An 11,312-nucleotide genomic window follows, 5' to 3' on the forward strand; every position below is an offset into this window, starting at 1 on the left:
CGTGCAACGCCACCGCCTGCGCGTCCCCGTCCGGCAGCTCACCAAGCGCCGCCAGCGGGTAGACCATGACGGCGTGGGGGGGGGCGGGACGGCGCGCCCCCGCGCCCGCCCGCCCCCCCCCCCGTTCCCAGGGCTGTCGTCAGGCGCGGTACGCCCCGAACGAGTGGATCGTCACGATGCCGCGCCCACTGAGCTTCTTGAACTGAAGCCGGTAGGTGCCCCGAGCAACAGTTCCGAAGGACAGCGTTCCGACCTTCTTGGTCGTCGAGCAGGCGACGTCGGCCGTCTGGTCCGCAACCTTCCAGTCGCCGTTGGAGGTCTTCTTCTGCAGCCGCGCCTCCCAGTACCCACCGGCTTTCACGCCGTGGGTGCACGACGCGTAGTAGGACACCTTGATCACCCCACCGGTCCCGCTGAAGCTCTGGACCGCACCGATGTTGTCCGAGAACCAGTAGTTCGCACCCTGCACCAGATAGGTCACCGCATCACTCTGCTGTGTCGCGGCAACACTCCCGCCGGCCAGCGCAGCCACAAACGACAGCGTCGCAGCAACAGCCTGAGTCAACTTCTTCACTTTGCGCCTCTCAAGAAACAACCCCGAGCACGCGAACTCCAACCCCGGAGACACGCGCCGAACCTGCGCGACCTTACGAACAACTCCAGTCACCCCACTGCCCGTACCCCACCCGTACTCTGTCTGCACATGATCGAGGAGTACGCACGTCACAACGGCCACGCAGACTTCCTCCGCGAACGCATCGACGGCGCCACAGGCGAATAACTCGCCGACGGCGTTTTGCCTGGTCGTGTGGGAGTATCGCGGGGTGCTGAAACTTACCGACTTCATCATTGACTGTCCGGATGCGATGGAGTTGGCGGCTTTCTACTCCGAGGTGACGGGGCTTCCGGTCAAGGAAGGTAGTAACGAGAACTGGGCAGGTGTGCGGTTCGGTGAGATCGAACTGGCCTTCGTTCCGGTGGAGGACTACCGCGCGCCGCAGTGGCCCGACAGCGAGCATCCGAAGCAGTTCCACCTCGACTTCGAGGTCGACGACATCGAGGCCGAACAGCGTCGCGTCGTGGGCCTCGGCGCGACCCTGCTCCGGGACCACATCGGCGAAGACGGCTACGGCTTCCGTGTTTACGCCGACCCAGTCGGCCACCCCTTCTGCCTGTGCCACAACAAGGGCGTCATCTGGAGCGACCAGGCCCCCATCTGGCCCAACCGCGACTAGTAGCCGATCTCGCCCGGCTCAGGTCAGCCAGGAGGCGTAGAAGATTCCTAGGCCGGCTGCTACGGAGATGCCGGCGACGATCCAGAAGCGGATGACTACGGTGACCTCGTCCCAGCCGGCGTGTTCGAAGTGGTGGTGGATGGGGGTGATGCGGAAGAGGCGGCGGCCCGTGCCGGTGAGGCGTCTGGTCAGTTTGAAGCCGGTCATCTGGACCAGGACGGACAGGGTCTCGAGGACGAACAGGCCGGCGATGACGGCCATCAGGAGTTCGGTGCGGGACATGATCGCGAGACCGGCCAAGGCGCCGCCGATCGCGAGGGAGCCGACGTCGCCCATGATGATCCGTGCGGGTTTGGCGTTCCACCAGAGGAAGCCGACGCAGGCCGCGGCGATGGCGGCGGAGAACACCGCGAGGTCGAGAGGGTCGCGCACCTGGTAGCACTGCGACTCCACGACGTTCGCGCGCCCGGAGTCGCACAGCTGGTTGTTCTGCCAGATGTTCACGATGGTGTACGCGCCGAAGATCAGCGCCGACGAGCCGGCGAGCAGCCCGTCGGCGCCGTCGGTGAGGTTGGCGCCATTGGACGTCGCGGCGACGATGAACCAGATCAGCAGCAGTACGACGACCAGCGGCAGCTTGATCCATATGTCATGAGTGGTGGAGAGGTACTGCGATGCGGGCCGGACGCCGCGCTCGTCGGCGAAGAACTGCGTGGCCAGGATCCCGAAAGCGAGCGCGATCAGCGTCTGACCAGCCATCTTGGCCCGGCCGCTCAGCCCCCGGTTGTCCTGCGTGTAGACCTTGATGAAGTCGTCGAGGAACCCGATCACCCCGCAGCCGAGGAACAGCGCCATCAGGAGCCAAGCGCTGGCACTCGGCCACCCGCGGGTCAAGAGCGTCGCCACCAAGTACGCCGCGGTGGCACTCAGCAGGATCACGAGACCGCCCATGGTCGGCGTACCCCGTTTGACCTGATGCGTCGTCGGGCCGTCGCGCCGGATCGGCTGGCCGAAGCCGCGCCGGGAGAACCATCTGACCGCGAACCGGGTCCCCAGCAGCGAGCACAGCACCGCCAGCGTGCCGCTCAGCAGTATTGCCCGCACAACTTCAGCCCCTCTCGACCAGTCGAACGGTCGATCCCTTCGAGGCACGAGGGAGTCGGTAGGTCGGTCCAACCTAGCCAACGGACAGCTCCCAAACCGGCCCCCGAAACGGCGCGGCGTTAGGTGAGAGCCCAGCCTCCGGCTAGCAGGGGCGTAAGAAGGGGGCGCCGCAGCAGCGGCGCCCCCGGTTGTTACTGGTGAAAGGTCACTCGCCCACGAGCTGGTTCCAGTGGCCGGTGACCGAGAAGATGCCGGTGCCCGGGATGGTGCCGCCTGGGACCCGGCCGTAGGACGTGACTGCGGTCTTCGAGCCGTTGAACTTGCTCATCGCGTACTGGTACGCCGAGTCGGTCTCGTTGTCGAAACCGGTCACCAGCGTGCCGGCACCGCACTCCCGGGCGGCCAGCGACTCGTACGCCGCGAAGCCCGAGCTCCGGACCAGCTTCAGGATCGGCTTGGTCGAGGCCGCGGCCGGGATCCGGACCGTCCAGAGCGCGCCCGCCTTCGTGGTCATCAGGAGCGTGTCGTACGTCGGGGTCTCGGAGATCACGGTCATCGCCTTGAAGCCGCTGAATCCCGGGAAGTGGCCGAGCGCCCGGAAGGTGGCACCCGACGCCGCGTAGCGGTACAGGCTGCCGTTGGTGCTCAGCCCGTACAGGTACGAGCGGTTCGGCGCGGTGATCGCGTAGTTCGACGTCACGAGCTGGGTGAAGCTGGTCCAGCCGGAGCCGATCCGTGCGTACGTCGGCCGCGCGTTGTCGGTGTCGAAGTACGTGACACCGCGGTACAGCGTGCCGTTCTGCACGAACAGGCCGTGGTAGTAGAAGTGCGCGTCCGTCTGCACGCCGTACCAGGTCGTGTTGAGACGGGTGCCGACGAACGGGAACTCGGCGTAGAACTCACCCCGCGGCGGTTTGCCCGGCGTGACCAGGACGTCGCTGATCCCGGGTTTCGGGGTGTTGAAGCCCACGTCCTGCACGCAGCCCCCGGAGGCGAGCTTGGTGTTCGGCGTGGTCTTCAGGTTGCCCTTGGCCGGGTTGGCGATCGCGGGCGTCGGGTTGGACCCGACGGCGGCGGTGGCGGGGCCGGCGGCGGCGGTGGCGGCGAGCATGCCGACCCCGGCCAGGGCGAGCGCGAAGCGCTGCAGTTTCATACTGAGAGTCCCCCTCAGGACATGAGCGACCTCGATGAGCTCGAGATCGTGCGCGAGCATAACGCGCGCCGGGGACAGAACGCGCCGCAATTGCACCTTGTTGCAAACGCAGGGCGTTCTGCTGCCGTGAACCGGCAAAGTGGGTTCCGTCACCGGTAGCGCCACGGCGTGTGCTCACCCCACTGGGGGGATGTTCGGTCGGAGCCGAGGTGCTGATGATGGCAGGTCAGCAGGTGGGGCGCGGCAAAGGAGTCGTCGTGAGTGAGACGGAACGGTCGTACGAGAAGAGCGCCGAGTTGTTCGGCAGCAGTTTCGTGGTCCGGGAGGTGCCGACGCGTGAGTTTCCTTCGTCGGGCCTGACCGCTGTCGACGCGATGCGGCTGGTGGGCGAGGACCTGGCGCTGGAGGGGCTGCCGGTGCGGAACCTCGCCACGTTCGTGACGACCTGGATGGAGCCGGAGGCGCAGCGGCTGATCGCGGTCAACCTGCACCGGAACTTCATCGATCACGCTGAGTACCCGCGGACGGCCGAGCTCGAGCAGCGCTGCATCCGGATGCTGGCCGATCTCTTCCACGCACCCGGCGAGACGACAGGCGCGCGGACGCAGGGTTCGTCCGAGGCGATCATGCTCGGCGCGCTGTCGCTCAAGTGGAACTGGCGCCAGCGCCGCCGCGACGCGGGACTGCCGACCGACAACCCGAACCTCGTCTTCGGTGGCGACGTCCACGTGGTCTGGGAGAAGTTCTGCCGGTACTTCGACGTCGAACCGCGGATCGTCCCGCTCCAGCCCGGCAAGTACACGATCGGCCCCGAGGACGTCGAGCCGCACATCGACGAGAACACGATCGGCGTCGCGGCCGTCCTCGGTACGACGTTCACCGGCCACAAGGACGACATCGGCGGCATCAACGACCTGCTCGTGCGCATCAAGAAGGAGCGGAAACTCGACGTACCGCTGCACGTGGACGGCGCCAGCGGCGCGTTCGTCTGGCCGTTCCTGTATCCGCACTCCGAGTGGGACTTCCGACTCGAGCAGGTGCGGTCGATCAACGCGTCCGGTCACAAGTTCGGCCTGGTGTACCCGGGCATCGGCTGGCTGATCTTCCGGACCAAGGACGACCTCAACCCCGACCTGGTGTTCAAGGAGAACTACCTCGGCAAGACCGACTCGACGTTCACCCTGAACTTCTCGACCGGATCGGCGATGGTGGTCGCGCAGTACTACAACTTCGTCCGCTACGGCCACCCCGGCTACACCTACATCATGCAGAACATGCAGCGGAACGCCGAGGTGCTCGCCGACAAACTCGAGAAGATGGGCGACTTCCGCGTGATCGGGCGCGAGCACGAGCAGCTTCCGCTGGTCGCGTTCAAGCTGACCGAGGGACATGCGTACGACGAGTTCGACGTCGCCTGGCAGTTGTCCGCCGAACGCGGCTGGATGGTCCCGGCGTACACGATGCCGCCGAACGCGCAGGACGTGACGATCATGCGGGCGCTGGTCAAGCAGACACTGAGCCGCGAGCATGTCGACACCCTGGCGCGGGACATCGAAGAGGCGTGCCGCACGCTCGAAAAGACGGGCGGGGCGCACGAGTCGGAGCGCAAGAAGATGGTGGTCGGCTCCGGCCACTGACCAGGCAGATCGCGACCAGGCAGATCGTGACGAGGTCGACCGTGACCAAGCTGCCGGTCGACGTGCCGCCGGACGCGACCGACTTGGTGGTCGAAGGCCCGCGCCCGTTCGTCACCCGCGTGCAGTACCGGCGTGCCGACGGCCGCGTGGTGCAGTGGGAGGCACGAGCACGCCGGAAGGCAGCCGGTGCGCACGGATTCGGTACGACGTGGTGGGCGGGACTGTTGTTCGCCATCGGATCGACGTGTTTCGTCGTGGGACCGATCCCGGCGTACGCGAAGGCCGTGGGCGGGCACCTCGACGCGCTCACGTACTTCGTCGGCTCGCTGTTCTTCACGTCTGGCGCGTACCTGTCCTACCTGCAGGTGGTGCGGCAGACCGGCCATCGCTGGTTCGCATGGGCGCCGCGCAGTCCGGGGTTCTGGGCGTGTGCGATCCAGCTGGTCGGCACGCTCTACTTCAACGTGACCACGTTCGCCGGGCTGTTCGACGTACCGTCCGATCTGGAGAACCGGATCGTCTGGCGGCCGGACGCGATCGGCTCGGTGTGCTTCCTGGTGTCGTCGGCGATCGCGTTCGCTGAGGCTGGGCACCGCTGGTGGTCGTGGCGGCCCGGCCAACGCGACTGGCACATCACCGCACTCAACTTGTGGGGCTCGGTCTTCTTCGGCCTGTCCGCGATCGGCGCCCATGTCACCTCCGCCGGCGAACTGTCCAACGTCCAACTCGCCAACGGCGGCACCTTCCTCGGCGCCGTCTGCTTCCTCGTCGCCTCCCTCCTGATGATCCCCGAGGGCCGCACCGCGGCGGCGCGCGGATGAGGGTGAGGCGGCCGTCTGGTGTGGCTGGGACGACCGCCGTTGCTACGCACCGTGCCACGATGGACAGATGGAGGAAGCTCGCGACCTGCTGGAGGCGCAACGCCGGCAAGCGCTGGCACGGCTGGCGAGCCTGACGGGCGACTTTCACGAGGTGGTCGCCGCCTCACGAGACTCCAACGCCGACGACGAACACGACCCCGAGGGCGCCACGATCGCCTTCGAGAGATCCCAGGTCACGTCGCTCGTGCAACAGGTCCGGAAGCAACTGGCGGAGATCGAGGCAGCCTTCGACCGACTGTCAGCCGGCACCTACGGCCTGTGCGAACACTGCGCCCAACCCGTCCCCCCGGCCCGCCTACAAGCCAGACCCGCAGCCCGCACCTGCGTCACCTGCGCCCAACTCAAGACCACATGAACTGAACCTCGAGAGCAACCTCAAGCTTCGCGTCCCCAGGCGTGATGTGGATTTCAGACTCGAACCCCGAGCCCGCTGATTGCCAGCTGAGACTGATTACCGTTTGCCGATGATGCGCGAAAAGGTCTTACTGACAAGGGATTCGGTGGTGATCTCATGCGCATCGGTTCTCATCGTTCACCATCCTCTCGCAAGCGTCGGGTTAGTGCGCGCTGGGGATCGCGAGGCGGCCGTCGTGGACTTCGGTGAGTTGGTCGGCGGCGGTGAGGTGGGTGCGGTCGTGGGTGACGAGGACGGTTGCGGTGGAGTGTTCGTGGGTGAGGCGGGTGATGAGGTCGAGGACTGCGCCGCCACGTTCGTGGTCGAGGGCGCTGGTGGGTTCGTCGACAAGGAGCAGAGTGGGGTCGTTCATGAGGGCGCGGGCGATGTTGATGCGCTGGCGTTGGCCGCCGGACAGTTGGTGCGGCCGCCGGTCGGCCTGGCCGGCGAGGCCGACGGCGTCCAGCAGTTCGACGGCTTTGGTTGCGGCTGTGCGTGGTTTGCGGCCGTCGATGTCGGCCATGACCTGGAGCTGTTCGGAGGCGGTGAGGGACGGCAGCAGGTTCGGTTGCTGGAACACGATGCCGATCTTGCGGCGGCGGAGTTCCGCTAGTTCGGCGCGGGCGAGGCCGGTGGTCGTGGTGCCGTCGATGGTCACGGTGCCGGCGTCGGGCGCGATGAGGGTGGCGGCGACCGCGAGAAGGCTGGATTTGCCGGATCCGGAGGGACCGATGACGGCCGTGAGGGTGCCCGGGGGTACGTCGAGGTTGACGCGGTCGAGTGCTGTCAGGCGGGTGTCACCGTCCGGGTAGGTCAGAGTGACGTCGGACAGGCGCAAGCTCATCGGGTGCTCCCCAAGGCGGTCAGTGGGTCGACAGAGGTGATGCGACGGACGGACAGGGCGGCGCCGAGCGTGCCGAGGACGATCATCACGGCGGCCGGGACAACGACGACGGCGGGTGTGAGGACGAACGGTACGGCCAAGCCGCGGATGAGGGCGCCGAGCGCTGCGGCGAGAGCGGTGCCGATCACTGTGCCGCCGGCCAGTAGGACGAGGGCCTGGCCGAGCGCGTCCCTCAGCAGGCCGGCCGTGGACGCGCCAAGTGCCTTGAGGACGGCGATGTCGCCGCTGCGCTGGATGGTCCACACGGTGAAGAACGCGCCGATTACCAGGGCGGAGATGGCGAACAGGAGCCCGCGCATGAGCTGCAGCGAGCCGTTCTCGGAACGGTACGAGCCGATCGCCGACAGCGACGCGGCTTTGGTCACCGTTTGGGTGCCGGCGGCCTCGTCGGCGGCACGAAGGTCTGCTGCGGAGGTCGTGTTCAAGGCGATGACGGTGGCTGTAGGCCCATCTGGGCCGCCAGTTGGCGGCGCGATCTGTTGCCAGGTGTGCAGGCTGATCCAGATCACCGGTGCGTGGCTGAACGAGGCGTCGCCGTTGACGGCCCGGACGATCAGCTCGCGGCCGGCGAGTGTGACTGTGGCGCCCGCGGTGACGCCGAGGTCGTCCGCGGCTGCCGCCGACAGCACGGCTGTACGATCGTCGATCGTGCCTGGGGCGAGGCTCGAGCCGGGCCGTACGCCGAACACGGACACGCCGGCGCTCTTGGCTCCGGCAGTCGCCTTGGTCAAGGTGATGCCGAGCGGCTCGGCGCTGCGAACTGCCGGCGTCTTGGCCCACTGCTGCCACTGCGTCTCGGTGACCGTCGAGTTCGAGTACGACGGCCCCTGGCCGTCGGTCGGTCTGTCGAAGGCGATCTTGCTGACGGGGAGTCCCGTGATCGCGGACACGTTCTGCCGGCCGAGGCCGGCGGTCAGGCCGGACAGCAGTCCGACGAGCAGGGTGATCAGGACGATGACGGTCCCCATCAGGGCGAAGCGCCCTTTGGCGAATCTCAGGTCTCTCCAGGCGACGAACACGGCGGACAGCCCTTCGCTTTCATGACGTGGAAGTGGGATACCTCCAGGGTGTCGGCCGCACTGTCGCGGGACATCTGGCACGGGGCGACACTTCGCGTGCCGAAAGACTGCCGACCGGTTCCTACTTTCGATAGACCTCCGGCCGCTGGTTTGCGCTTAGCCTGGGAGCACTGTGAGATCTGTTGTCCTGACCCCGACGGCGCGAGGGCTGGCGTGGTGTCTGCACCTGCTGGTCGTCGCCCTGCTGGCACTGACGGCTGTCCGAGCCGTGGCCGACGGGCGTCCCAACGCGGGACTGGTCGTGGTCGTGGCCGCGATCTGCGCGGTGGTCTACGGAGTCGGTCCGGCGCTGCCCGGCGTACGGCGTTCGCAGCGCCATGCTCTCGTGTGGCTCGGAGTCCTCGGTGCGGCGTGGATCGTCCTTCTGGTGGTGTCCGCCGACGGCGTGTGGCTGGCGTTTCCGCTGTACTTCTTGGAATTGCACTTGGCGCCTCGGCGTACCGGTTTGGTTGCCGTCGCCGCGACTACGGTTGCGGCGATCGTCGCGTTCGCCGTTCATCAGGGCTCGTTCAGCGTCGCGATCGCCATCGGACCGGTCCTTGGCGCTGCCGTGGCGGTGGCCGTGGTGTGGGGCTACCAGGCGCTGTACCGCGAGAGCGAGAAACGCCGGCTCCTGATCGAAGAACTGACCGCGACGCGCAGCGACCTGGCGAGCGCGCAACACGCCGCCGGGGTGGCGGCAGAACGTGAGCGTCTGGCGCGGGAGATCCACGACACCCTCGCCCAGGGGCTGTCCAGCATCCAGTTGCTGCTTCGCGCCGCCGGACGATCCCTGCCGGACAACCCGCAGAGCACCGCCGAGTACGTCGAGCAAGCCCGGCAGACCGCGGCGGACAACCTGGCCGAGGCACGGCGGCTCGTCGCAGCTCTCACACCACCCTCCCTGGACGGCGTCACCTTGACCGGCGCGTTGGAACGGTTGTGTGCCACGGCAAGCGCCCGGGACGGGATCGCCGCACGATTCCAGCTCGACGGCGCCCCGGTTCCGTTGCCGACGGCAAGAGAGGTCGCGCTGCTGCGGGTCGCCCAGTCCGCACTCGCGAACGTCGTCCAGCATGCTGAGGCCACGGTCGCCGACGTCACTCTCGGCTACTCCGGGGATCATGTCTTCGTGAGAATCACCGACGACGGACGCGGCTTCGACCCGGACAAGCTGCCCGATCGGACCGTGGACGGCGGCGGATTCGGGCTCACCGCGATGCAGTCGCGCCTGCAGGAGCTCGGCGGGACGCTGACGATCAGGTCGGGTCTCGGTCAGGGCACAAGCGTCCTTGCCGATCTGGGGATCGACCGTAGCGCCGAGGCCCGTCCGTGACCGGCACGCCCATCCGGGTGCTCCTGGCCGACGATCACCCCGTCGTCCGGGCCGGACTGCGCGCCGTACTGGCGATGGAACCCGGCATCGAGGTAGTCGCCGAGGCAGCGACCGCCGAAGAGGCCGTCACCCGGGCCGGCCGCGGCGACGTCGACGTCGTGCTGATGGACATCCAGTTCGGCAAAGGCATGAACGGCGCGGAGGCCACCGCCGCCATCACCGGCCCTGCCGACGCGCCGCGGGTGCTGATCGTGACCACGTATGACACCGACTCCGACATCCTGCCTGCCATCGAGGCCGGTGCGACCGGCTATGTGCTGAAGGACGCCCCGCCGGAGGACCTGGCTGCCGCCGTGCGTACCGCCGCCGAAGGCCGCACCGCGCTGGCGCCGACGGTCGCGGACCGTTTGATGACCCGGCTGCGGACACCCGCTACGACCCTGACCCGTCGTGAGACGGAAGTTCTCGCTCTCGTGTCACAGGGACTGTCGAACCAGGCCATCGCCGAGCGTCTGCACCTGACAGAGGGCACCGTGAAGTCCCACCTTGCTCGCGTTTACGCCAAGCTCGGAGTCGACTCCCGCACAGCCGCCGTCGCGACCGCCACGGCCCTCGGCCTCATCCGGCGCTAGTCATCGATCGGATTGATCGGTCGCCAGCGCGTGTGTGGATGTGAAGTATCTTGGGACCGGTGTGTCAGCGGGAGATTGGGGACGTGATGCCGGGCCGGTCCGAGCAGTTGTCTGCGGAGCAGCATGGCGCTGCCGAGGGTGGCTACCGCCCGGGGTACGAGATCGCGGCGGAGCGGATCCTGGAGTACATCGTCCGGGCGCGCCTGGAGCCTGGTGACCGATTGCCGACCGAGAAGGATCTGGCGGAGGCGGTCGGGATGTCCCGGACGATCGTCCGGGAGGCCGTGAAGATCCTGTCCGCGCTCGGGCGGATCTCGGTGCAGATGGGGCGGGGAATCTACGTGGCCCAGCCCGAGGGTGCGCTCTGGCGGGAGTCGTTGTCGCATTTCCTGCCGACCGACCTCGGTCAGGTCGAGGAGATCTTCGAGTTCCGCCGGTTCGTGGAGACCAAGACGACGGAACTGGCTGCGCGGCGTGCGACTCCGGCGCAGGTGAAGGCGTTGCGCGAGGCGGCACAGTTGACGGTGGATGCCGCAGCGGCGGGGGACCTGGAGGCGTTCAACCGGGCCGACGAGAAGTTCCACGGCGCCATCGGGGACGCCTCAGCGAACATGTTCCTGTCGGCGAGTGTCGACTCCGTCCAGCGGCTGCAGCGGCAGATCAGCGTGATCGGGCTCGCGGGGATGGCAGGTGGCTCGACCGTGGTGGCGGCGGACCAGCACGCGGCGATCGCCGCGGCGATCGGGTCGGGAGACGAGCAGCGGGCGGTGTCGCTGATGATCGAGCACGTCGACACGACGCTGGCGCAGTTCAAGGAGGAGATCCACACCCGCATGTTCTCCGCCGACAGCGCCAAGTGAAATGTCCGGGGGGGGGGGGGGGGGGCGCCCCCCGCCCCCCCCCCCCACACCAAAAAACAATGTGTTTGTCGCCGGCCAGGGCGGGGCCGCCCCGCCGCGGGGGGCGCGCGCGCACGCG

The 11,312-nt window shown here is 67.7% G+C and carries 12 protein-coding genes and 1 pseudogene; 8 read left to right on the top strand and 5 right to left on the bottom strand.

Annotated elements, in window-relative coordinates; all coding sequences use genetic code 11:
* Positions 1-139 precede the first annotated feature (139 nt).
* Positions 140-574 carry a hypothetical protein gene (locus ACWGID_RS07475; protein WP_452195619.1) on the bottom strand — a complete coding sequence of 145 codons (435 nt, stop codon included), beginning with the start codon at positions 572-574 and terminating at the stop codon, positions 140-142.
* A gap of 117 nt (positions 575-691) precedes the next feature.
* Here ACWGID_RS07475 and ACWGID_RS07480 point away from each other — a divergent pair.
* Both ACWGID_RS07480 and ACWGID_RS07485 read left to right on the top strand, forming a co-directional pair.
* Positions 692-781: pseudogene (locus tag ACWGID_RS07480) on the top strand (mycothiol transferase); the annotation flags it as partial.
* Positions 782-806: 25 nt separating this feature from the next.
* Positions 807-1,235: a VOC family protein gene (locus tag ACWGID_RS07485; RefSeq protein WP_452195401.1), complete on the top strand. Its 429-nt coding sequence runs from the start codon at positions 807-809 to the stop codon at positions 1,233-1,235.
* 18 nt (positions 1,236-1,253) lie between these two features.
* Here the strand turns inward: ACWGID_RS07485 and mraY are convergent, their stop codons facing one another.
* Complete coding sequence (gene mraY, locus ACWGID_RS07490) at positions 1,254-2,339, bottom strand: phospho-N-acetylmuramoyl-pentapeptide-transferase (protein WP_452195403.1); 1,086 nt, start codon at positions 2,337-2,339, stop codon at positions 1,254-1,256.
* 205 nt (positions 2,340-2,544) lie between these two features.
* Complete coding sequence (locus ACWGID_RS07495) at positions 2,545-3,492, bottom strand: hypothetical protein (RefSeq protein ID WP_452195405.1); 948 nt, start codon at positions 3,490-3,492, stop codon at positions 2,545-2,547.
* Between the two features lie 257 nt (positions 3,493-3,749).
* Here ACWGID_RS07495 and ACWGID_RS07500 point away from each other — a divergent pair, with 257 nt between their 5' ends.
* From ACWGID_RS07500 to ACWGID_RS07510, 3 genes are all read left to right on the top strand, one after another.
* On the top strand, positions 3,750-5,129 hold the full coding sequence (locus tag ACWGID_RS07500; RefSeq protein ID WP_452195407.1) for a glutamate decarboxylase: 1,380 nt from the start codon (positions 3,750-3,752) through the stop codon (positions 5,127-5,129).
* A gap of 41 nt (positions 5,130-5,170) precedes the next feature.
* Positions 5,171-5,950, top strand: coding sequence for a hypothetical protein (locus tag ACWGID_RS07505; protein WP_452195408.1), 780 nt, complete (start codon positions 5,171-5,173; stop codon positions 5,948-5,950).
* Between the two features lie 67 nt (positions 5,951-6,017).
* Entirely contained in the window at positions 6,018-6,365 is a 348-nt protein-coding gene (locus ACWGID_RS07510; RefSeq protein WP_452195410.1) for a TraR/DksA family transcriptional regulator, read from the top strand.
* A gap of 202 nt (positions 6,366-6,567) precedes the next feature.
* On the opposite strand, the gene ACWGID_RS07515 is transcribed toward ACWGID_RS07510, so the two are convergent.
* A complete protein-coding gene (locus tag ACWGID_RS07515) occupies positions 6,568-7,248 on the bottom strand; it encodes an ABC transporter ATP-binding protein (RefSeq protein ID WP_452195412.1) in 681 nt (226 codons plus the stop codon).
* Positions 7,245-8,276: an ABC transporter permease gene (locus ACWGID_RS07520; RefSeq protein WP_452195414.1), complete on the bottom strand. Its 1,032-nt coding sequence runs from the start codon at positions 8,274-8,276 to the stop codon at positions 7,245-7,247. The genes ACWGID_RS07515 and ACWGID_RS07520 overlap by 4 nt, the downstream gene beginning before the upstream one ends.
* Before the next feature lie 223 nt (positions 8,277-8,499).
* Between ACWGID_RS07520 and ACWGID_RS07525 the strand changes: the two genes are divergently transcribed.
* From ACWGID_RS07525 to ACWGID_RS07535, 3 genes are read left to right on the top strand one after another with little or no spacing between them, the layout of a single operon-like run.
* Positions 8,500-9,702 (top strand): sensor histidine kinase, encoded by a 1,203-nt coding sequence (locus tag ACWGID_RS07525; RefSeq protein WP_452195416.1) that lies wholly within the window; start codon positions 8,500-8,502, stop codon positions 9,700-9,702.
* Complete coding sequence (locus tag ACWGID_RS07530; protein ID WP_452195418.1) at positions 9,699-10,334, top strand: response regulator; 636 nt, start codon at positions 9,699-9,701, stop codon at positions 10,332-10,334. The genes ACWGID_RS07525 and ACWGID_RS07530 overlap by 4 nt, the downstream gene beginning before the upstream one ends.
* 59 nt (positions 10,335-10,393) lie before the next feature.
* Positions 10,394-11,194 carry a FadR/GntR family transcriptional regulator gene (locus ACWGID_RS07535; protein WP_452195420.1) on the top strand — a complete coding sequence of 267 codons (801 nt, stop codon included), beginning with the start codon at positions 10,394-10,396 and terminating at the stop codon, positions 11,192-11,194.
* The last annotated feature ends 118 nt before the right edge of the window (positions 11,195-11,312 follow it).

The sequence above is a fragment of the Kribbella sp. NPDC054772 genome, assembly GCF_053611945.1.

Bases quoted from the DNA above. Each gene is read 5' to 3' on its own strand.
- ACWGID_RS07495 (WP_452195405.1), bottom strand. From the start codon at position 3,492: ATGAAACTGCAGCGCTTCGCGCTCGCCCTGGCCGGGGTCGGCATGCTC.
- ACWGID_RS07510 (WP_452195410.1), top strand. From the start codon at position 6,018: ATGGAGGAAGCTCGCGACCTGCTGGAGGCGCAACGCCGGCAAGCGCTG.
- ACWGID_RS07520 (WP_452195414.1), bottom strand. From the start codon at position 8,276: ATGGGGACCGTCATCGTCCTGATCACCCTGCTCGTCGGACTGCTGTCC.
- ACWGID_RS07515 (WP_452195412.1), bottom strand. From the start codon at position 7,248: ATGAGCTTGCGCCTGTCCGACGTCACTCTGACCTACCCGGACGGTGAC.